This window comes from Algoriphagus sp. Y33 (assembly GCF_014838715.1).
In the GTDB taxonomy this organism is placed as follows: Bacteria; Bacteroidota; Bacteroidia; order Cytophagales; family Cyclobacteriaceae; genus Algoriphagus.
This window is the reverse complement of sequence record NZ_CP061947.1, coordinates 5,378,074-5,400,089: the sequence shown is the minus strand read 5'-3', so window position 1 is coordinate 5,400,089 and position 22,016 is coordinate 5,378,074. Positions and strand designations below refer to the sequence as shown.

Sequence of the window (22,016 nt, the reverse complement as noted above, 5' to 3'; positions counted from 1 at the left end):
AAAAGCTCTTTAGCTTGATTTCACCATGCAGGCGAGTTGGACAATCTGAAAAGTGAAATACGTACATAGCAGGTTAAGTCTGAGCCGCGTGGCACAGATAAACAGAACTATAAGAAGCGTATCAAACTTGACTAAAAGGCCTCATTTCGCGGAAGCATCGTCAATTCGGAATAGGCAGGTCTCCTGACTCGTAGCGACTTTCATCGTCCTTCCCGTCTCCTTGGTGTTGGCTACAGTGGACATGCGAGGATGATCGTCTTTGGTATGCTACTTACAGTTGCGCGACAGTTCGTGATTTACACACGATTCCCTATTAATCTACAGCTAAGTAAAACCCCTTCCGGTTGATTAAGAAATAAAGTTAAGAACTATTTCAACGGTGAAAGTACGCAATTTTATTGAATGGAATTTATATTAGAGAATTATCAGTAATGATGCGGGTAGCTATATTCCTTTGCTTGTCGGGCTGGAAGAACCGCCACTGCGAGGCTGGCCAATGACGCCTGCCGGTATAGGCAGGGATGACAGAAGTAGCCTTGACACTAATGTTCTTCGAATCGATGTGATTTTGTCCCAGAAACTAAATTTGATCTGATCTTCTGAAAAAGTATTGATACCAAATACTAGCTACTCACTTAAATCACATCCTAATTCTCCACTCCTTTGGGTAATAGTTATTCACACGGTTTCCGAGGTTTTTGATCCAACCAAGCGGTAGCTTTTTACAGGTTATCAACACCCAGCCACTCGGTAGATCACCAACTTCAAAGTCATTTTTTCTAAGAAATTCAACAGCTTCAGCTTCCGAAAGCTCATGTGTGGGAAAATTGTTTTTGGGCAAAACTGAGACAGCCCATTCATGGGTTGGAATCCAGTCATTCTTCTGCTTTTTGCCCAGCTCCACGCCAAAATATTTCAAACTCAAATGCTGCGAAGCCTTCTGAAAATGCAGATTCCAGTCTTTTGAAATTCTGAAAAAAGAATCATTCAGTGTGTAATATTTCCCGCTACCATCAAATCCCAATTCTTCATCCAGATCGAAGGATTCTTTGTTCCAGACCTCCTTCAAATAAGGATGTTTAAAATCCTTCATCCGCTTCGGTTCTTGGATATATGCTTCTGCTGACCGCTTTAAAACCGTGATAAAAAACCCTTCTCCCTCTACCAGATGAGGGAAAAAACGGTACCCATAAAATGTTTTACCATCAGAGTCTACTGACGTCTCCCTTATATTCCAACTGGCATCAAACGGAATCCTGACAGGTTCATAGGAAAACTCTTCCGTCAAAAACCGGATCAAATCCTCATTTTCCCGCTCATTGAATGTACAGGTGCTGTACACCAAATACCCGTCCGCTTTCACCAAAGCTCCTGCCTGATCCATAATCCGCTTTTGGCGGGCGGAACACAGCTGCACATTGTCTATCGACCACTCGTCCCGAGCTTGCGGGTCCTTGCGAAACATTCCCTCTCCCGAGCAGGGGGCATCCACCAAAACCAAATCGAAAAAACCTTCCAAAGCCTCGAAATGTTCTGGATCATTATTGGTCACCACGGTATTTCCCAATCCCCATTTAATGACGTTTTCCTTCAAGATCTGCGCCCTGGACTGGATGACCTCATTGGCAATCAGCGTTCCTTCATTACCCAAATACGAAGAAAGTAGAGTTGTCTTCCCTCCGGGAGCTGCCGCTATGTCGAGGTAAATCCCTTTTGGAACGTCCAAGGAATAAAGAATATGTTCGATAAACATTGATGATGCTTCCTGCACATAATATGCACCGGCATGAATGGCAGGATCAAGTGTAAATGAGGGTCGATCATTAAGAAAAAAGCCATTCCTAGACCAGAAAATTTGCGTGTTTGCCCAAGAAAGCGAAAAATTTTTGGAAGGATTTACTCTGATAGAAGTGCGGGAAGGATTGTTAATAGCCTTTCTAAATTGCTCAAATTCGGCTTTACCGAGTAGTTCGAGCATCTGAGACTCGAAGTCGATAGGAAGATTAGTTTCTGGCATGGGGCAAAGATAAGGTATCAGTTTTCAGTCTCAGTATGCAGTCAGAGAAATAGCTTTTACCAATCAACTCTGTAAAAACCTTCAAGGGTTAATCGTTTTGAAAGTAAACAACTTATTTTGTTGACTGATACCATTATTGGCGAACCCTTGTCTGAATAATCAGTTTTCAGAAACTAATCTTGAGATAAGCAAAACCGAGCAGGTTTATAAGGTCTCTGTCTAAGATTTATTGAACTTAAAAAAATTACTAGATTGTCGAAAATCTCAAGAAATTATGGAAATCGCTTCAAAAATTATCATCGCCCTTATCGCCGCTCTCCATCTCTACTTTTTATATTTCGAAATGTTCGCATGGGAAACTATCGGCAGAAAAACTTTCAAACAACTACCTACTGAATTATTTCCCCAAACCAAAGGTTTAGCTGCCAATCAAGGCTTATACAATGGGTTCTTGGTTGCTGGATTGATCTGGTCACTACTGATTGAAGATCAACAATGGTCCACGTATGTTGCTATTTTCTTTTTGGGCTGTGTGCTTGTCGCCGGCATTTTCGGTGCCTTGACGGCAAGTAAAAAAATCTTCTGGGTACAGGGATTGCCTGCACTGATCGGGTTGATTTTGGTGCACTTGAAATAGGGCGTTTACCGCGGAGACGCAGAGGGCGCAAGAGTAGGTTTAGAATATTTTCGGAATTCTTCTAACTTCGAAATCGTCTAGTTTTTAAAATCTTACTTTTTATCATGACTGAAAACGAAATTTCATCCAAAATTATTGGTGCAGCGATAGAGGTTCATAAGCAACTTGGCCCAGGATTGCTGGAAAGTAGCTATGAAAAATGCTTGGCTTTTGAATTAACACAGCAAGGATTGGAAATAAAAACCCAAGTTGCTGTACCTGTACAGTACAAAGGAATTAAACTTGAAGTAGGTTACAGACTGGATATTTTGGTTGAAGAAAAAGTCATCATAGAAGTCAAGACCGTGTCTGAATTGGCTGCTATTCACAAAGCTCAATTGCTGACATATTTAAAGCTCACGGGAATTAAACTAGGCTTATTGGTCAATTTCAATTCCCTAAAATTAATTGATGGAGTAAAAAGAGTTGCCAATAACTTGTAAAAAGATCCAGTTTCACTAACACAAAAGGCGCAAAGTTTAATTAAAAACTCTGCGCCCTCTGCGACTCTGCGGTGAATCTACCTACAAATCCTCCTCCTCGAACTCATCTTCATCTCCCGGCCCCATATCAAACATGGAACTGAACAAATCCTTAAACTGCAATCCTGTGTCCAGTACTTTTTTGCTGAGTTGGGAGAATTCTGCCAGACCATGTAGCGCAAATTCCATAAAGAATTCCTTCTCTTTTTCAGGCAGATCCTTCACCAGTTGTGTTACTACTTCTTCCAATCCGGGTACTGAATGAAGCACCTTTTTATAGTCCTTGTCAGCTTGAGAAGCCAAAATATCCAGTTCATTACCCTCACCAAACCATGCGAGTGGCAGCACATATGGATTGCCTTGTTTCTCCTTTTTCTTTTGCTCCGGCGAAGGGAAATAATTGACAAACTGAGTACGAATCGCTTTTCCAATTAAATTGTACGCAACCAAACCTGCTCCTTCCTGCTCCCCTTCATAGACCAATTCGACTTTGCCGGTGATAGCAGGGATTACTCCAATCAAATCTGCAATCCGAACGATTGTGTTTTTTTCTCCATTCATATACATCCTTCTCTCAGCCGCGGATATCAAATTTTCATAGGCAGAAATCGTCAATCTAGCAGAAACCCCACTCTTTTCATCGACAAACTCTGAACCTCTTGCCTCAATGGCAATCTGCTCAATCAAATCCTTCATCAGCTCAGGGACATAGATATTATCCACAGGTTTTCCTTTCAGATTGGCTTCTTGGGCAGTGATTTTTCTGCCAATCTCGATGGATTTAGGATAATGTGTGATGATCTGGCTTTCAATTCGATCTTTCAGTGGCGTAACAATACTTCCACGGTTGGTATAATCTTCAGGGTTTGCAGTAAAGACAAACTGAATATCCAGTGGCAATCTCAGTTTGAATCCCCGGATCTGAATGTCTCCTTCTTGCAAAATATTGAATAATGCCACTTGGATTCTAGCCTGCAAATCCGGTAATTCATTGATCACAAAAATGGAACGGTGAGACCTCGGCACCAGACCATAATGAATCACCCGCTCATCGTTATAGCTCAGCTTCATCGTAGCGGCCTTGATGGGATCAACATCTCCGATCAAATCGGCCACAGACACATCCGGCGTGGCCAATTTCTCCGTATAGCGATCATCCCGATGCCACCAAGTGATTAGGGTATGATCCCCTTTTTCCTCGATCATATCCTTGGCAAAAGAGGTCAAAGGTTGCAACGGATCGTCATTCAATTCCGAACCAAAAACCACAGGAACATACTCATCGAGAAGATGAGTCATCATTCTGGCAATCCGTGTTTTTGCCTGTCCTCTCAGCCCAAGCAAATTGATATTATGCCGGGAAAGAATGGCCCGCTCGATATCAGGAATCACCGTGTCCTCGTATCCCCATATACCCTCAAAGACATTTTCTTTCTTCTTGATTTTCAAAATCAAATTATCACGAAGCTCTTCTTTGATGGATTTGGATTGGTAGCCGGCAGCTTTGAGTTGGCCGAGCGTTTTTATTTGGATGAGTTCTTTTGGTGTCAGTTTTTGGTAGTCCATATTGCTTAAAAGCGTTTCGTTCTATTTCGTCTATAATCTTCAAAAATCAGATCCCCAAGCCCTTTCAAGCTGCTGTAGTAGGCATTCCCGTTGTTTACTTTGGTAAATTCCTTTACAAATTCCTTCAAATAGGGATCCGAAGCAATCATAAAGGTAGTCACAGGGATCTTCAGTTTTCGGCATTGCGCAGCAAGTTTCAGCGTCTCACTGAGAATCTTGCTGTCAATCCCAAAAGCATTTTTGTAATATTTAATTCCCACTTTCAGACAAGTAGGCTTGCCGTCGGTGATCATGAAAATCTGCTTGTTTGGGTTCTTTCTTCTTCGAAGTAAATCCATCGCCAATTCTAATCCGGCGACGGTATTCGTATGATAAGGGCCAACTTGCAAATAAGGCAAATCCTTTATTTCTATCTGCCATGCATCATTTCCGAAGACGATGATATCAAGCGTATCTTTAGGGTATCGGGTCTTGATGAGTTCTGCTAAAGCCATCGCCACTTTCTTCGCAGGAGTGATCCTATCCTCCCCGTATAAAATCATGGAATGGGAAATATCGATCATCAGTACCGTGGAAGTCTGGGAGCGAAATTCATTTTCCGCTACCTCCAAATCTCCTTCCGTCAATAGGTAGTCTCCCGAAAAACCATGGTTTGCCTGAGCATTCCGCAGTGAATCCGTCAAAGCAATCTGATCCAAATTATCACCAAATTCATAGGCACGACGATCGGTGCCCCGCTCATCACCTTGGCCCGAATGGGTGGTTTTATGCTGACCTGATTTCCCACGCTTAAGTTTGCCAAAAATCTCTTCCAAAGCCGACTTACGGATGGTCTGCTCAGCTTTTCCGGTAATCTTAAACTCACCCTTCCGGTTTTCCTCAGTCAGGTATCCCTTACTTTTCAGATCTTCGAAAAAGTCTCCAATTCCATAATTGGGATTGGTCATATTATAGCGATTGTCCAAGTTGGTGAGCCAGCTCATCGCTTCAGCCACATCCCCGCCTGTCATAGTAACCAATTGCAAAAATATATTCAGCAGATTCTCAAACGTATTCTTCTCAGGATCCTGAGTGGGCACGAACTGAGTAAATCGAAATCCTTTCATTGTTAGATTTTAGATGCTAGAAGTAAGATTCAAGAATGGTTTTACATCGACCAACGAGTGTCGTACTAAACCAAAATAAGTCGGAAATAATTGAAATTCTAATGTAAGCCTATTTGTAAACTTCCGACAAAGCACATAACACACAGATAGGTAATGGAGTTTAATAAACGGAGCAAAAAGCCAAAAAAGATGAAAGACTACTTGACTGCAGTGGGGATTGTCACGGGTATCCTCATCATATTCATAACTTCTATTCAGTTCAATTTATCTATGTTTCTGATTTGGATACTGTTTCTTTCTAGCCCGATTTTGATCTTCTGGATGGTTTTGTCTGTCCTGACTGCAGATGTGGTGGTCAAGGAAACTTTTGAGGAGAGATGGTATCAGGATACTCCGGAGCTAAACCAAATAAATTAGCTGGCAAAAAATTCTTTTGGCGACATAACTGGAATTTCGCCGTTTGCATAGTTAAAGTCTTTTTTATCCCGTGTGATTAAAAAATCCAGTTTATTGTCCACGGCAGTAAAATATTGAAGTCCATCCTCTTTGTCTTTAAAATCTGAATTCATAGCATTTAAAAATGCTTCTTTTCCCCCTGAAATCACTCGACAAAACTCCATAAACTGCAACAATTTTTCCTTAGCATCAACTAGCTTGTACCTGTCAAAGGACATGTAAATCAACAGACCTAAAGAAACTTCAGAAATAAAAAGTTGAGCTTCTCCTTCAGCTACTAGGGAAAGAAATGGCTTAGATTCCTCAACAAATGGCTCCCGATTTGCCACCAAATCGAGTGCAACATTTGTATCCAAAAAGATCCTATGCATATTTTTTATTCCGGTGTTCGCGGATTAATTCTTTGTCCGATTTTTCAAAGGCTTTGATTGGAGCCTCTCTTTTTAATCTTTCTAAAAATCGTGCGGCAGCAAGCTGTTCCGGGGTTTTCTCTACTTCCGGATTTTCCTTTTCAAAAATCTCCTCAAACATTTTTGAAAGCGATATACCCCTACTGGCAGCTTTAAGCTTGGCTTTCTCTACAATTTCTTTTTCTACAGTGAGTGTAAGTTTTGTTTTCATGATTACACGTGTTTTGATTAAATATACGTGTGTTTTATGGAAAAAAGTTCCACAACGGTTTAAGATTCTTCCTTAAAACCAAACTCCCCTATCTTTACCCCATGACTCCCGCCGAGAAAAATGCTTCCCTTATCAAATCTACCGCCAAGCGGCTGGGCTTTGACTTTTGCGGGATAGCAAAAGCGGGATTTTTGGAAGAGGAAGCACCTAGACTGGAGGAGTGGCTGAATCGTAATTACCACGGTCAAATGGGCTATCTGGCGAACCATTTTGACAAACGCCTTGACCCGACCAAACTCGTGGAAGGCGCCAAAACAGTCGTTTCACTCGTTTACAATTACTATCCTGAGGAAAAGCTGCCAACTGGAAAATCGGATATAAAACTTGCTAAGTATGCCTACGGAGAGGATTATCATTTTGTAATAAGGGATAAGCTCAATGAATTTCTGGAAATCCTCCGTGATGAAATCGGTGAAATCGATGGGCGTGGCTTTGTGGATTCCGCTCCGGTCATGGAGCGACAATGGGCACAGAAAGCAGGCTTGGGTTGGCTGGGGAAGAATAGCCTTCTACTTAATAAAGAGATGGGAAGTTTCTTTTTTCTGACCGAACTCATCATTGATCTGGAAGCTGCGCCGGATACCCCCCTCTCCAAAGATTACTGCGGCACCTGCACAGCCTGCATAGATGCCTGTCCTACTGATGCGATTGTGGATAATGGCGTAGTAGACGGCTCCCGCTGTATTTCTTACCTGACCATTGAGCTGAAAGACTCCATTCCAAGGGAGTTCAAAGGAAAAATGGAAAATTGGGTTTTTGGCTGCGATATCTGTCAGGATGTATGCCCTTGGAACCGTTTTGCCAAACCAAATCAAGAACCACTATTTCAACCCAATGAAGACTTGAAACAATTGTCAAAATCCGATTGGCAGGAAATCACTGAGGAAACTTTCCGTAAGGTCTTCAAAAAATCGGCAGTAAAGCGCACTAAACTTGCTGGACTGAAAAGAAATGTCGATTTTCTTAAATCAAAATAATCTCAGGAGATTCTTATGAGCCCGCAAACGCCAAATAATAGTAAAGCTGTACAGAAGCTTTTCAAACCTAAAAAGAAAAAAAAGAACAAGAACCATAAAATCGGCCTGCCGCCCGCAGCCTTGGTTTTTACCGGAGAAAAAAAACTGGAAGATGTGTTAATCAACCTAACCTCCTATGATGAGGTTGATTTCTACGAGGAATCCATTCATCCCGATCAGCTGGAGGCTCATCTGAAGCTGAAGAAAAAGGTGCTCTGGATAGACATTATTGGTTTGCACGATGTAGAATTACTAGAGAAGATCGGCTTGTTTTTCGGCATACACAAGCTGACTCTTGAGGATATTCTGAGTGTAGATCAACGTCCGAAGATGGAAGCATTTGATGACTACCTTTTTGCTGCCATGAAAATGATTCAATGCTCCAGTCCCGAATCACCAATAGATGAGGAGCAGATCAGCTTCGTGTTAAAAGATGGGATTCTATTGACTTTTCAAGAGAAAAAAGGTGATGTGTTTGAATTTGTACGAAGTCGACTGACAGATCCCAAGCGTGCCATTCGTCAGCGAAAAGCCGACTATTTGCTTTATGCATTGCTGGATGCGGTAATTGACAACTATTTTATCGTTATGGAAAATGTAGGCGAACGTATAGAAAATTTGGAGTCCCAAGCCATGACCACACCCGGAAACGAAACACTTACATCACTCTATGCCCAAAGACGTGAAATGATGGATCTCCGCCGGACAGTGTACCCACTGCGGGAAGTAATCGGTTCCTTCGATAAATATGCTGACGATAAAATCAGTGCGGAAACCAGACCTTTTATCCGGGATCTTTACGAAAATACAATACAAGTCATCGAAACCATGGAAGTCTTCCGCGACATGTCTTCAGGCGTACTGGATCTCTACATGAACAGCCTTTCCAACCGCATGAACAACATCATGAAAGTGCTTACGATCATTTCCACCATTTTTATCCCGCTTAGTTTTGTCGCAGGAGTTTACGGGATGAACTTTGACAATATGCCTGAGCTTCATTGGAAATACAGCTATTTCGTGGTTATGGGAGGAATGACGGCTGCGGTGATAGGAATGTTGCTTTTCTTTAGAAAGAAAAATTGGCTTTAACCTTACTGAAGCTTCAGAATCACTTCTTTTCTACCATTCTTCAGCAGTAGCATCTCTCCATCTACATCATAATACCTGACTTGATCTAGCAAATCCAAGAATCTGTTTTCAAAAGTCTGGTTTTGGCACGTCATCCGTGTAGCTCCCACGTCGGAGAATCTTAAAGATTTTCTTTTATCCAAAACGAAATCTCCAAAAATCCGGTTACACCCTCCACTTCCGTTGATAAGACTATTTTCTGAATTGAATATCAAATGTGCATCATTCGGAGATCCTGAAGTTTGAACAGGGTTCCCCATCATCTCCACCACAGTCAGGTGTCTGCCATACCAGTTTTTGCCCGGAAAAGAACTGGAGCTGCAAGCAGCAAGAATGAAAACAAAAAGGACATACAGTAACTTTTTCATAGTTGGTTTGGTTAAGTCAAACTGAGTTCTAGAAGTCAAATCAGTCTTATTTTACAACTATAGAACAAATACCCTGCGAGAAAGTTTAGTCAAAAGCCTTGAGACTGATATCCAGACTCTTCACGGAGTGCGTAAGTGCTCCCATAGAAATAAAATCAACTCCGCATTCTGCTACTGCCACAAGGGTATCTTCAGTGATTCCTCCTGATGCCTCAGTTTTATAGTTATCCCCCACCATCTCTACAGCTTTTCGCATGGTGTCATAATCCATATTATCCAGCATGATAAAGTCAATTCCGCCCACTTCCATTACTTCGGCTACTTCTTCGAGGGTTCTGGTTTCCACTTCGATTTTAAGGTCAAGGTCATTCGCCGCCAAATATGCTTTGCTACGCTCAATTGCCTGACGGATCCCACCGGCAAAATCCACGTGGTTGTCCTTCAACATCACCATATCGTATAGGGCAAAGCGATGATTGACTCCGCCTCCGATATGCACAGCCCACTTTTCCATCAAACGGAAATTAGGGGTGGTCTTCCGTGTGTCCATCAGACGGGTCTTGGTATGAAGAATCTTCTCAGTCAATCGATGTGTTAAGGTAGCAATACCGCTCATTCGCTGCATGCAATTCAGCACCAGTCTTTCAGAAGAGAGAATAGACGCAGAAGAACCTTTTACTATCAGCCCAATATCCCCATACTTCACTTCATCTCCATCTTTCACAAAAAGTTCTACTTCAAGCTGCGGGTCGAAAGTCTTAAAAATCCGCTCTGCCATTTCTACTCCTGCCAGAATCCCATCGTCTTTGATCAACAATTTTGCTTGGCCGGCTTTTCCTTTAGGAATAGAAGATAGAGAGGAATAGTCCCCTGGGCCTATATCTTCTGCAAAAGCTGCAGTAATAAAGGAGGAAATAGCTTCTTCGGTAAGGTAAGATGGATTCATGCCCAAAAATAGGGATTTGAAGCTCTCACATGGACGTAAAGAAGCAAATTTCTTTTAGATGAGTAAGTCTTGATTTTGCTCTGATGGCTTTACCTTGCCAGATAAATTTCAAAAATCAATTTCCCCGTTACTTTATCAAAATGAAATAAACATCGCTTTCAGCGAAAAACGTTGTTAGCAAATAAGTTAAAAACCTAACCTAGCCTTTGACAAATTCGAGGCTGTAAATTTTGAAGTCTGAGGCTTGCTGGGAAATTTTAATAAAGGCCTTAAAGACACCTTCTACTGTCTGGTAATCACCAATATATGAGCTCAAACTTGGATTGTTTTCACTTCGAAAGACAAGGCTGAATCCTTGGGGCGGGTTCTTCTTAAAAAAATCTCTCAACACAAGTTCTGCCTGATTTTTAGAATAATCTCCCTGTAATCCGTTAATATTTAAAGAAATACTGGAGTCAAAATATTTGGCCAAATCACTGCTTGAGCCATTTTCAATGGCAGAAACAACTGTATCAATAGAATTCAAGGTATCGATTTCCGATACGGGAGATTGGACAAACAGGAAGATTGATACGATTAAACTTAGTACTGAGGTCATTGCCCTTGCTAGGCAAATACTAAGCCAAAAAAGGAATCATGTTCTGCATTTTTAAGTTTAGCAATTACGTTCCCTTGAAGTTTTGTCTAATCGGGATTTCGGGGCAACTTTGCTCCGAATTATAATATATTTGCGGTATGGATAAGAAAGTACTTTTAATGATTTTGGATGGCTGGGGAATAGCCACCAACCCTTCAGTTTCTGCGATTGACAAAGCTAAAACGCCTTTTGTTGACAGCCTTTATACCAAATATCCACACGCTAGACTGGAAGCTTCCGGTCTCGCAGTAGGTTTGCCTGAAGGCCAAATGGGCAATTCTGAAGTTGGACATATGAACATCGGAGCCGGGCGTGTAGTCTATCAGGATTTGGTGAAAATAAATCTTGCCGTAGAAAACAAGGAACTAAATTCACATCCGGTTTTGGTAAAAGCATTTGCGAAAGCCAAAGCTACCAACAAAAAGGCCCACTTTATGGGTCTGCTTTCCGACGGTGGAGTACATGCGCACATCACTCATCTGAAAGGACTCTGTGATGCCGCCAAATTCAACGGAATGGAGAATGTCTTTATCCATGCGTTCACCGATGGAAGAGATACAGATCCAAAGGGAGGCATAGGCTATCTGGAGGATCTTCAGGAGCACTTGACTCATTCCACAGGTCAGATCGCTTCGGTGGTAGGAAGATATTATGCCATGGACAGAGACAATCGCTGGGAACGGGTGAAACTAGCCTATGACGCTATGGTGAAAGGGGAGGGAGAGAAGTCAAAAGACATCATTGCTGCTATGCGTAAATCCTACGAAAATAACGTCACTGACGAATTCATCAGACCAATCATCCATGCAGGTGCTGACAATAAGCCCTTGGCTACAATAGAAGAAGGTGATCTGGTCATCTGCTTCAACTTCCGTACGGATAGGGGCAGAGAGATCTCGCAGGCCCTTACTCAGCGTGATTACGAAGATTTCAACATGAAAAAACTGAATGTAGATTACATCACGTTTACAAATTACGATGCCACATTCAATGGAGTAGAGGTTCTTTTTGATAAAGACAACCTAAACAATACGCTGGGAGAGGTGCTGGAGAAAGCGAATAAAAAACAGATCCGTATAGCTGAAACAGAGAAATATCCACACGTAACCTTCTTCTTTTCCGGTGGAAGAGAAAATGAATTCATGGGCGAAAGCAGATTACTCTGCCCATCTCCAAAAGTAGCTACGTATGATCTAAAGCCGGAAATGAGTGCTTTTGAAATCGCCTCCAAAATCAACGGTGAACTGAAAAAGAAAAGTGCTGATTTCATTTGCCTAAACTTTGCAAATGCGGATATGGTAGGTCACACAGGTGATTTTGATGCAGCAGTGAAAGCTTGTGAAGCGGTAGATGCTTGTGCGGAAAGTGTGATTACTACAGCTTTGGCTAATGACTACACCATCATTGTCATCGCAGATCATGGCAATAGCGACATGATGATCAATGAAGATGGCACTCCTAATACTGCACATACGACGAATCTTGTGCCCTGCATCATGGTAGACAAACATGAAAAACTTACTATTACCGATGGGAAACTGGGGGATTTGGCTCCTACTATCCTTAAGCTGATGGGATTGGAAAAGCCAGAAGAAATGACCGGAAATATTCTGTTGACTTAATGAAGCATTACAAAAGTTTTTCCTTCGGGATTCTCTTTCTTACTTTTTTTGGGCTGTTTTCTTGTGAGGATAAAACTACTAACACACAGGAAAAACAGCCTTATTTTGATCTTAAGGGATTTATCGCAATGAAAATCCAAGAGATCGATAGCATGGAAGTGATTAAAGTTTCTCAAGTTCAGGGTGTAGAAAACCAAACCAATGTCATCTATTCCATACAGGATTGGGAGGAAGAATTTGGCCTGTTTACAGCAGCAGACATCAATAAATCTTCCTTGCTTCAATCCTATCAGACAGAGTCTTCCACTGATTCGCTGACACACACCCTTTATCCCAAGTCAGAAGGAAAAGTGAAATACATCAAAATACTATATTCTAATGATGAAGTAAGCAGTGTTTCAATCAAAGTAGCAGAAGAGAACTTATTTTATACCTCTACTACTTTGGCAGAACTTTATATGGACAGTGTATCTAACGTGGTAGACCATTATTCCATTGAGACCACTCAGAAGATATGGTTTTTGGACGCGAACAAAATGAAGATTCGGGGGGAGATAGTGCCTACACGTTAAGGTTCCGGGAAATTAAAAGCGTAGGCAAGAATTGGAGAAAATCTGCGCCTCTAGCCTTTTTTGTGGATTACTTATCAAACATAGGAGGTCTTTGGGCTTGCCAATCAGTCGCTGTCTGGATTAAATTCCCGAGCATGACCAATTTATCTTCCTCGAATAGATTTGCCAATAAGGTAATTGATGTTGGCCCCCCTTGCTCATTGAAGCCATTGGGAAGGCAAAGAGCGGGATGGCCAGTCAGATTGGTAGCCTGAAGTTGGGAGCCTCCATAGCTCGGCGTGACTATTACGTCATAATCCTTCATAATTTCATGCATTTCCTGGATCAGGATAGTTCTCTGTCTTGATGCCTGCACGTACTCCACCGCAGGGATAAATCTCGCTGCTCGAAAAATCGTCGGCCAGGCATTTTTATGTTGTGCTACGAGCTGATCATCCCAACCCAATCTAGTCAGCTCATCAAATGCAGCCGCTCCTTCGACCGAAAGCATGATCTGAATGGCTCTGGGATCTACTGAGACCTCAAACTCCACAGGATGCAATACAAAACCTTGCTTTCTGAGTAATTCCAATACATCAGTATTATTTTTCATGTTTGGATCATCTCCCTCAAAATAAGCCCTGAAATACCCGATTTTTAATTTTTTCAGATCCTTTCTCGCAGAATAATTAAATGCTGCCTGTATGGAACTGGCATCCATCACATCCGCTCCATTGATCACGGATAAGACAATTCCATTATCCAAGGCGGATCTGGAGATAGGACCGATTTTATCCATTGACCAGCTCAAGGCCATTGCACCATATTTACTCACTCTCCCATAGGTTGGTCTGAGACCCGTTACTCCGTTCCTTGTAGAAGGGGATACGATGGAACCTAAAGTCTCTGTTCCGATGGCAAAGGGAACCAATGCAGCACTTACAGCTGACGCAGATCCGGCTGAAGATCCGCTCGAGCCCTGGATTAGATTCCAAGGGTTTTTGGTCACCCCTCCATACCAGACATCCCCCATAGCCAAAGCCCCAAGAGTAAATTTGCCAATCAGAACCCCTCCGGCGTCATTCAGCTTATTCACCACACTGGCAGTCATATCGATCTCTTGGTCCTTGTATGGCATCGCACCCCAAGTGGTTTTGGTTCCCTTCACCGCCAGAAGATCTTTGATTCCATAGGGAATTCCATGTAATGGACCCCGGTATTTCCCTTCTGCCAACTCAGCATCCATGGCTTTGGCTTTCTCCAATGCAGGACTTTCCAGCAAAGTAATTAGGCATTGCAGCGTATCAGAATAAGTCTTTATCCGATCCAAATAGATCTTAGTCAATCGCTCACTGGACAACTTCTTTGTTTTGATCAACACTGCCAGTTCATGTACAGGCATATAGGCAATATCAGATTCCTTTTCCGGGAGTGGTATCTCCTCAGCCAAGCCCCATTCTAATTGTTGCTGACTTTGATCCGGCTGGAATCCTGTAGGAAGCGGATTGAAAACCAGAGAAGGCACTACAGAATTATCAAGTTTGATTTCCCGCAATGACTCATAGTGGCTGAGCTGATTTTCCAATGCTCCTAGCATGCTGTCTTTTTCAGCCGGTGTAAAGGACAATCCAAAAATCCCCGAAGCCCCTTCAATAGAAATAGGGGTTATTTCTCCCGAATGTTTGCCAAGTGTAAAACCTAGTAAAATGCATCCAACCGAAGCCAGCAATATAAAAGCAGAGGAAGAAATGGTGTTTTTTGATTCCATTGAATAGTTTTGTTAGTATGAAATACCAGAATGCTAAACGCAAATCCAACTACCCAAGATAATCAACCCATGGATCAAACCCCTTCCTTTCCTGTATTTCCCATGCATTTTCGTGGAATTCTTCTTCTTTCGGGCATGTACACATTCTCTTGGTCTGCGCTCTACAGCTTGATTGGAGGATCGCTTTTAGAATGGTTGGCAAATGGAAATTTAATCGACGCCAACTTGCCTGTTTCCTATTATGGAGGATTTGGAATCGTCGTAGGCTTACTTATATTTTTTAGTGCCTTTTACCCTGTCAGTTGGGTGTATCTGATTATCGCAGGCATTACAGGAAAAATAATTCTGGCCATCTGGTTTGCCTTGAGTTTCATTCCTGAGTTAGGGTGGAACAAGCGAACAGCATTTCAGTTGATTTTTAATGAGACCGTATGGCTTATACCGCTTATTGTAGTATTTCTACGTGGACTTCAAGTTAAAAATTACCTGATCGAAAATCCTGAAAAATAACTTCACTGTTTTTGTGGGGAACCGCTGGAGAAAAATTGAATTTATCCTCAGTCCCTCAAGGTACTACCCTGCTTCTCCAAAAGCAGGATAACCAACACGGGACAAAAAAATTGGAATTACTAATCCGCGCTCTGTGTGTAAATCTCAGTGTGCCCTGTTGTTAAGACTGAATCTCAAAAAAGGCGGACAAATCTGATCTGGCCGCCTCTTAAATGGTTGATGGTGATTGATGGGTTTAGGTCACCAAAATCAAGATCAATAAAATAATGATAATGGCACCTACTGAAATGTAAACTCCGCCACCTGCACGCTTGGCCTCTTTTTTCATTTCTTTCAGCTCCATTCTCACATTCTTCTTCTCGTCTCTACTCATAGTACTGAAGTCCATGGCTTTGATCTCGTCGACTCTGGCTTCGATTTCTGTCAGACGCTCTTTTTGGGCTTCTGTCAATTCTGTTTCTCCTTTTTTATTTTTAGTATCATTGTCATTGCTAGATGCAGCCATTACTAACTGGGTGGAGAGAAACAATGCGAAAACTGCGAATACTTTTTTCATGTGCTTATAATTTGATTTTAATTGGACATCCCGATTAGTCGGAGCAGGCTATGGAATCTCGCACTACGAATAATCACCCTTTTGTGTGTCGCTTGCGTAATGCTCGATTTCATATGCTGTTTGATAATGGTTTAGACTAACTAAAGATCAAAATTGCCGCCAATGACTGTCAAGCTATGTGGATAACAAAATGTTTTGAGTCAGCCCTACCGGAAAATTTGTAACTTACAAAGCCTAAAAAGACTTGCCTTTTATCATAAAATAATTCTAAAAATGTCCCAAAAACAGCCCTGTAAGCTTTTTTTACTTGATGCCATGGCGCTTATCTACAGAGCGCATTTTGCCTTCAGCAAGAACCCAAGAATAAATTCCAAAGGACTGAATACCGGCGTGATGCTGGGGTTTACGAATACACTGCTCGAAATCGTCGATAAGGAAAAACCTACCCACATCGGGGTGGCCTTTGATACCCATGCCCCAACTTTCAGACATGTGCAATTCGAAGCTTATAAGGCAAATCGCCAAGAGCAGCCTGAAGATATCGCCACGGCTATTCCATGGGTTAAGGAAATTGTGAAGGCCTTCAACATTCCCATCTTGGAGTTAGACGGATACGAGGCGGACGATATAATCGGAACCTTGGCTAAACAAGCCGAAAGGCAAAACTTCACTGTCTACATGATGACACCCGACAAAGATTATGGTCAGTTGGTAGATGATCATATTTTCCTTTACAAGCCTTCTTTTATGGGCAACGGGGTAGATATCATGGGGCCAAAGGAGATATGCGCCAAATGGGATATCGAGCGTGTAGATCAGGTGAGGGATATTCTGGGACTGATGGGTGATGCTGTGGATAACATACCGGGAATCCCCGGTATCGGACAAAAAACAGCTGTGAAACTCCTGAAAACCTACGGGACAGTAGAAGAACTGGTGAAAAATACAGCCGATCTTAAGGGCAAGCAAAGAGAAAATGTGGAGAAATTTGCAGCCCAAGGAATTCTTTCGAAGGAATTGGCAACGATCAAGTGCGATGTGCCAATTACCTATATAAAAGATGATCTGAAATACGAGGGAATAGATGAGGAGAGAGTCCGTGCAATCTTTACAGAACTTGAATTTAGAACATTGGCTGCCCGTGTGTTCAAGGGCACTGATAAGATCGCAGGAATCCAGAAAAATGACCAACTGGGTCTTTTTGGCGAGACTCCAGCTCCTACAGCTGCAGTTCCGGTAGAAGTAAAATCCGAAGAGGAAACAGTAAATGAAGCTGAGCAGAAAGCTCCGGATACTATTCACAGCAACATACAGAATTACCATAAAATTAAAGGAAAGGCTGAAATCCTTGAATTAGTCGAATTTTTAGAGATTCAGAAAGAGCTCTGCTTTGATACCGAAACGACATCTGTGAATCCAATGGAAGCCGAGCTCGTCGGGATTTCCTTTGCCTATGTAACTGGAGAAGCTTATTATTTGCCATGTCCCGAGGATAAAAATGAAACTTTGGCTATTCTGGAGTTGCTCAGGCCAGTCTTCGAAAATGAAGCTATTCTGAAAATCGGACAGAACATCAAGTATGATATCCTTGTCTTGAAGAATTACGGCGTCGATGTCAAAGGAGTACTTTATGACACCATGCTTGCGCATTACCTGATCGATGCAGACGGCAAGCATTCTATGGATTGGCTTGCAAAACAATACCTGAACTATGAGCCGGTTTCTATCACGGAATTGATTGGAAAAAAAGGCAAAAACCAGGGAAATATGCGGGATGTGGATGAAGACGATGTGACCGCCTATGCCAGTGAGGACGCGGATATCACGCTAAGACTCAAAACAAAATTTGATCCTTTGTTGAAGGAGAATAACCTGACTAAACTTTTTGATGAGGTAGAAAATCCGCTCATCAATGTGCTTGCGGACATGGAGTTTGAGGGCGTTCGTATCGATACCGGAAGCTTGGCAGAAATGTCTGTTTTACTGGAAAAAGAAAGTAAGGACATTGAAAACAAAGTTTATGAAATGGCTGGAGTCCGCTTTAATCTGGCGTCCCCCAAGCAACTTGGCGAAGTGCTTTTCGACAAATTAAAGCTCGATCCCAAAGCCAAAAAGACCAAAACCGGGCAGTATGCTACCGGTGAAGAAGTATTGAGCAAGCTGGCACATGAGCATGAAATCATCCAGAGCATTCTGGATTACCGACAAATGGTAAAATTGAAATCTACCTATGTGGATGCTTTGCCTACGATGATCAATTCCAAAACAGGCAGAATCCACACGACATACAATCAGTTTGTAGCGGCAACCGGCCGTCTTTCTTCCATCAATCCTAATCTGCAAAATATTCCTATCCGCACCGACCGTGGGCGCGAAATCCGAAAGGCATTTGTGCCTAGAGATGAAAATCACATACTTCTGGCAGCGGATTATTCGCAGATTGAGCTTAGGATTATGGCCTCATTCTCCGGTGATGAATCCATGATAGAAGCTTTCCGTACCGGCCGCGATATTCATGCTACTACAGCAGCCAAGATATTTCAGGTTCCCCTGGAAGAAGTGACTTCTGATATGCGTAGAAAAGCCAAAACAGCCAATTTTGGGATTATTTATGGTATTTCCGCATTTGGACTTTCCCAGCGGTTAGCTATACCAAGAGGAGAAGCCAAGGAGATAATTGATTCCTATTTCAAAGAATTCCCGGCTGTGAAAGAGTACATGGATGGAGCCATCGAAAAAGCCAAAACCCATGAATACGTAGAAACTATCCTGGGTCGTCGCAGATATCTCCGGGACATCAACAGTCGGAATGCTACCATGCGTGGCTTCGCTGAGCGAAATGCAATCAACGCACCGATTCAGGGTTCAGCTGCCGATCTGATCAAAGTAGCTATGATAGACGTGCATAAATGGATGAAAAAGGAAAAGTTGAAGTCAAAAATGATCCTTCAGGTTCATGATGAATTGGTTTTTGATGCGCACAAGGATGAAGTGGAAATTCTTAAAGCAAACGTTCCAGGACTAATGTCAAATGCAATCAAAATGGCCGTTCCCGTGGAAGTGGAAGTGGGTATAGGAACGGATTGGCTACAAGCACATTAAATAGATGTTAGACCCAAGAAATAGATGTTAGACCCAAGATTTAAGATATTAGATTTTTGACATATGTTATTCTGTTCTTCAACTTAGTTTTTTACACCCCGATGATGTCTAGCGTCTTGTATCTAGTTTCTAAAATCTAAAAAATGGCCAAAATAAAAACCACATTCTTCTGTCAAAATTGCGGAGCTCAAAGTCCAAAATGGCTGGGAAAATGCCCTGCCTGTGGGGAATGGAATACCTATGTGGAAGAAGTAGTTCAGAAGGAAGAATCCGGCAAAGGAACATGGAAGTCGCCAACTTCAGGCAACAAAAAAGCAAGCGTTCCAAAGAAAATTCAGGAGGTAAATTACGAGGAGTCCCCAAGATATGTAACGGGAGATAATGAACTCGATAGAGTTTTGGGAGGAGGGATTGTACCTGGCTCACTTGTGCTGATCGGTGGAGAACCCGGAATAGGCAAGTCCACCTTGATGCTTCAGATTGCATTGATTTTAACGGGGAAAAAGATTCTTTACGTCTCTGGGGAAGAAAGTGAAGCCCAGATCAAAATGCGCGCTGATCGGATGACTGCAGAGAATCCGGATTGCTATGTGCTTTCGGAGACAAATACCCAACAGATTTTCCAGCAGATCGAGGCACTCAAACCCGACTTGCTGATTATAGATTCCATCCAGACACTGACTTCCCAGTATGTAGAGTCAGCTGCAGGATCTGTATCCCAAGTCCGGGAGTGCACCGCCGAACTTATGAAATTCGCCAAAGAGACGGGCACACCCGTGTTCTTGATCGGACATATTACCAAAGACGGATCCATAGCCGGACCAAAAGTCCTGGAACACATGGTGGATACAGTCCTGCAGTTTGAAGGCGATAGACACATGAGCTATAGAATCCTGAGAACCTCCAAAAACCGCTTCGGGTCCACCCACGAACTGGGAATCTACGAGATGCGGGTGGAAGGTCTTCGCCCTGTCGCAAATCCATCAGAAATCCTGTTAACCCAAAGAGAAGAAGTTCTGAACGGAGTTGCCATCGGTGCGATGATGGAAGGAAATCGACCCCTTCTGATCGAAATCCAGTCTTTGGTAAGTCCGGCAACCTACGGCACACCCCAGCGAAGCAGCACAGGACACGATGCCAAGCGCTTGAATATGCTCTTGGCGGTCTTGGAAAAGCGTGGTGGAATGCGGCTCGGCCAGCAAGATGTCTTTCTAAATGTAGCTGGTGGACTCAGAGTGGATGATCCGGCTCTGGATCTGGCAGTGTGTGCCTCCTTGATCTCCAGCTACGAAGACACACCCGTTTCGGAGCATATTTGCTTTGCCGCAGAAGTGGGTTTGGGCGGAGAAATACGTGCTGTCCACCGTATAGAAAACCGTATTGCTGAGGCTGAGAAACTTGGCTTTAAAAAAATCATCGTCTCCAAATATGCTGTGAAAGGACTGGATCTTGATAAGTATAAAATCGAAGTGATGCCGGTTAGTAAGTTGGAGGAGGTTTATCAGGGGATTTTTTAGTGGGCTGGACAAGGCTGGACAAGTGAATCAATTGCCCACATCCAACGCAAGTCTCCTTGTGCTGAACTAATTGCAGTCTTTAGACTGCTTTTTGTGAATATGCTAATAGATTCATAGATTCTCCGGTCTAAACAAATTGAAATGATTCATATACCGAAGCTATACCAAGTAAACGCTTTGTATGAAAACCAGACACGGCTGTAAAAACGCAGTCTGAAGACTGCATTTCTGTAAGTCCAAGTCTGAAGACTTGAACAACTTATCTAAATGGTCTGTGCGGACACAGACGATGGTGAGAAATACCTACTTTATCGTCAGCTTCTTAAATTCCTTGGTCAGATTTGTCAACGATTCCTCCACACCCATTCTTTCCAGGGAAGATGCACCGACAAATCCATGCACATCCGCCTTTTCCAAGACTTCACGCACGTCTTCAGGCGTGTTGATAGGACCACCATGCGCTAAGAAAAAGAGGTCAGGATTAACTGCTTTAGCCGCAGCTACAATTTCATTTGTTCTCGCGACCGCTTCTTCCATGCTACAACTGGCTCCGGTGACACCAATCGATCCTCCTACTGTGGTTCCTACATGGGAGATAATTGCATCTGCTCCGGCTTCAGCCATTTGTCTAGCTTCTTCAGCTGTTGCCACATAGACGATGGAAAACAAATCCATCTTATCGGCGATTCTCACCATTTCCACTTCCTTATCAAAGCCCATTCCTGTCTCTTCCAACACCTGTCGGAAATGCCCATCTACAATGGAATGGGTAGGGAAGTTATTGATTCCGGAGAATCCCATTTCCTTCACCTTCAGCAAATGATGCCATATGCGTCTTCGAGGATCGGAACCGTGTACTCCGCAGATTACAGGGATCTCCTCCACCACAGGCAGCACTTCGAACTCTCCGATTTCCATGGCAACCGCATTGGCGTCGCCATAAGCCATCAGTCCCGCTGTGGAGCCATGTCCTGACATTCTGAACCTTCCAGAGTTGTAAATGATCAATAGATCAGCACCTCCTTTTTCTATGAATTTGGCAGAGATGCCTGTCCCCGCCCCCGCAGCAATAATGGCCTTCTTCTGCGCCAAGGTATTTTTAAGTCGGTCTCTTACTTCCTGTCTTGTGTATGGATTTCCCTTTCCAGTCCATGGATTTGGCATAATTTCTACTTTTTATTGTTTTTTTTAACCGCGGAGGTCGCAAAGAATACCGCGGAGAGCACAGTTTTTAAAATTTATTTTCAAGTTGTCCTGCTTCTCCAGAAGCTGGACTTTTCACTAGGTCTCTCACCTTAACAACTCCTC

General features: G+C 42.7%; 21 protein-coding genes and 1 riboswitch. Of the genes, 10 read left to right on the top strand and 11 right to left on the bottom strand.

Features of this window, described 5'->3' with window-relative positions; translation table 11 throughout:
• Positions 1 to 155: 155 nt before the first annotated feature.
• Positions 156 to 354, bottom strand: a riboswitch (cobalamin riboswitch).
• Positions 355 to 640: 286 nt separating this feature from the next.
• Positions 641 to 2,017, bottom strand: coding sequence for a tRNA/rRNA cytosine-C5-methylase (locus tag ID165_RS22085; RefSeq protein ID WP_192347591.1), 1,377 nt, complete (start codon positions 2,015 to 2,017; stop codon positions 641 to 643).
• A gap of 274 nt (positions 2,018 to 2,291) precedes the next feature.
• Here ID165_RS22085 and ID165_RS22080 point away from each other — a divergent pair, with 274 nt between their 5' ends.
• Both ID165_RS22080 and ID165_RS22075 read left to right on the top strand, forming a co-directional pair.
• Positions 2,292 to 2,654 carry a DUF1304 domain-containing protein gene (locus tag ID165_RS22080; RefSeq protein ID WP_192347590.1) on the top strand — a complete coding sequence of 121 codons (363 nt, stop codon included), beginning with the start codon at positions 2,292 to 2,294 and terminating at the stop codon, positions 2,652 to 2,654.
• 104 nt (positions 2,655 to 2,758) lie between these two features.
• Positions 2,759 to 3,136, top strand: coding sequence for a GxxExxY protein (locus ID165_RS22075; protein ID WP_192347589.1), 378 nt, complete (start codon positions 2,759 to 2,761; stop codon positions 3,134 to 3,136).
• Positions 3,137 to 3,217: 81 nt separating this feature from the next.
• Here the strand turns inward: ID165_RS22075 and ID165_RS22070 are convergent, their stop codons facing one another.
• Positions 3,218 to 4,741: a magnesium chelatase gene (locus ID165_RS22070; RefSeq protein ID WP_192347588.1), complete on the bottom strand. Its 1,524-nt coding sequence runs from the start codon at positions 4,739 to 4,741 to the stop codon at positions 3,218 to 3,220.
• 5 nt (positions 4,742 to 4,746) lie between these two features.
• Positions 4,747 to 5,847, bottom strand: a complete 1,101-nt coding sequence (locus ID165_RS22065; protein WP_192347587.1) for a VWA domain-containing protein — start codon at positions 5,845 to 5,847, stop codon at positions 4,747 to 4,749.
• Between the two features lie 189 nt (positions 5,848 to 6,036).
• On the opposite strand from ID165_RS22065, the gene ID165_RS22060 reads away from it, so the two are divergent.
• Entirely contained in the window at positions 6,037 to 6,264 is a 228-nt protein-coding gene (locus ID165_RS22060; protein WP_192347586.1) for a hypothetical protein, read from the top strand.
• On the opposite strand, the gene ID165_RS22055 is transcribed toward ID165_RS22060, so the two are convergent.
• The gene (locus ID165_RS22055; RefSeq protein WP_192347585.1) at positions 6,261 to 6,659 is read right to left on the bottom strand and encodes a PIN domain-containing protein; all 399 of its coding nucleotides are present in this window, start codon (positions 6,657 to 6,659) and stop codon (positions 6,261 to 6,263) included. The genes ID165_RS22060 and ID165_RS22055 overlap by 4 nt on opposite strands.
• Positions 6,660 to 6,666: 7 nt before the next feature.
• Complete coding sequence (locus ID165_RS22050; RefSeq protein ID WP_192347584.1) at positions 6,667 to 6,924, bottom strand: DUF6364 family protein; 258 nt, start codon at positions 6,922 to 6,924, stop codon at positions 6,667 to 6,669.
• Between the two features lie 101 nt (positions 6,925 to 7,025).
• Here ID165_RS22050 and queG point away from each other — a divergent pair, with 101 nt between their 5' ends.
• Entirely contained in the window at positions 7,026 to 7,961 is a 936-nt protein-coding gene (queG, locus tag ID165_RS22045) for a tRNA epoxyqueuosine(34) reductase QueG (RefSeq protein ID WP_192347583.1), read from the top strand.
• Positions 7,962 to 7,976: 15 nt separating this feature from the next.
• Positions 7,977 to 9,092: a magnesium/cobalt transporter CorA gene (gene corA, locus ID165_RS22040; RefSeq protein WP_192347582.1), complete on the top strand. Its 1,116-nt coding sequence runs from the start codon at positions 7,977 to 7,979 to the stop codon at positions 9,090 to 9,092.
• 2 nt (positions 9,093 to 9,094) lie between these two features.
• Here the strand turns inward: corA and ID165_RS22035 are convergent, their stop codons facing one another.
• From ID165_RS22035 to ID165_RS22025, 3 genes are all read right to left on the bottom strand, one after another.
• Positions 9,095 to 9,499: an META domain-containing protein gene (locus ID165_RS22035; RefSeq protein ID WP_192347581.1), complete on the bottom strand. Its 405-nt coding sequence runs from the start codon at positions 9,497 to 9,499 to the stop codon at positions 9,095 to 9,097.
• A gap of 85 nt (positions 9,500 to 9,584) precedes the next feature.
• Complete coding sequence (gene nadC / locus ID165_RS22030) at positions 9,585 to 10,445, bottom strand: carboxylating nicotinate-nucleotide diphosphorylase (RefSeq protein WP_192347580.1); 861 nt, start codon at positions 10,443 to 10,445, stop codon at positions 9,585 to 9,587.
• A gap of 199 nt (positions 10,446 to 10,644) precedes the next feature.
• The gene (locus tag ID165_RS22025; protein WP_192347579.1) at positions 10,645 to 11,043 is read right to left on the bottom strand and encodes a DUF4783 domain-containing protein; all 399 of its coding nucleotides are present in this window, start codon (positions 11,041 to 11,043) and stop codon (positions 10,645 to 10,647) included.
• A gap of 137 nt (positions 11,044 to 11,180) precedes the next feature.
• Between ID165_RS22025 and gpmI the strand changes: the two genes are divergently transcribed.
• Complete coding sequence (gpmI, locus tag ID165_RS22020) at positions 11,181 to 12,704, top strand: 2,3-bisphosphoglycerate-independent phosphoglycerate mutase (RefSeq protein ID WP_192347578.1); 1,524 nt, start codon at positions 11,181 to 11,183, stop codon at positions 12,702 to 12,704.
• Entirely contained in the window at positions 12,704 to 13,276 is a 573-nt protein-coding gene (locus ID165_RS22015; RefSeq protein WP_192347577.1) for a hypothetical protein, read from the top strand. Before gpmI ends, ID165_RS22015 begins: the two co-directional genes overlap by 1 nt.
• Before the next feature lie 67 nt (positions 13,277 to 13,343).
• Here ID165_RS22015 and ID165_RS22010 read toward each other — a convergent pair whose 3' ends face one another.
• Complete coding sequence (locus ID165_RS22010) at positions 13,344 to 15,023, bottom strand: amidase (RefSeq protein WP_192347576.1); 1,680 nt, start codon at positions 15,021 to 15,023, stop codon at positions 13,344 to 13,346.
• 30 nt (positions 15,024 to 15,053) lie between these two features.
• On the opposite strand from ID165_RS22010, the gene ID165_RS22005 reads away from it, so the two are divergent.
• Complete coding sequence (locus ID165_RS22005) at positions 15,054 to 15,533, top strand: hypothetical protein (RefSeq protein WP_225586868.1); 480 nt, start codon at positions 15,054 to 15,056, stop codon at positions 15,531 to 15,533.
• A 235-nt stretch (positions 15,534 to 15,768) separates the two neighbouring features.
• Here ID165_RS22005 and ID165_RS22000 read toward each other — a convergent pair whose 3' ends face one another.
• Positions 15,769 to 16,089, bottom strand: a complete 321-nt coding sequence (locus tag ID165_RS22000; RefSeq protein WP_192347574.1) for a hypothetical protein — start codon at positions 16,087 to 16,089, stop codon at positions 15,769 to 15,771.
• Positions 16,090 to 16,362: 273 nt separating this feature from the next.
• Between ID165_RS22000 and polA the strand changes: the two genes are divergently transcribed.
• Positions 16,363 to 19,191: a DNA polymerase I gene (gene polA / locus ID165_RS21995; RefSeq protein ID WP_192347573.1), complete on the top strand. Its 2,829-nt coding sequence runs from the start codon at positions 16,363 to 16,365 to the stop codon at positions 19,189 to 19,191.
• Positions 19,192 to 19,334: 143 nt separating this feature from the next.
• Positions 19,335 to 20,708, top strand: coding sequence for a DNA repair protein RadA (gene radA, locus ID165_RS21990; protein ID WP_192347572.1), 1,374 nt, complete (start codon positions 19,335 to 19,337; stop codon positions 20,706 to 20,708).
• Between the two features lie 303 nt (positions 20,709 to 21,011).
• Here the strand turns inward: radA and ID165_RS21985 are convergent, their stop codons facing one another.
• A complete protein-coding gene (locus tag ID165_RS21985) occupies positions 21,012 to 21,872 on the bottom strand; it encodes a phosphoenolpyruvate hydrolase family protein (protein WP_192347571.1) in 861 nt (286 codons plus the stop codon).
• Between the last annotated feature and the right edge of the window lie 144 nt (positions 21,873 to 22,016).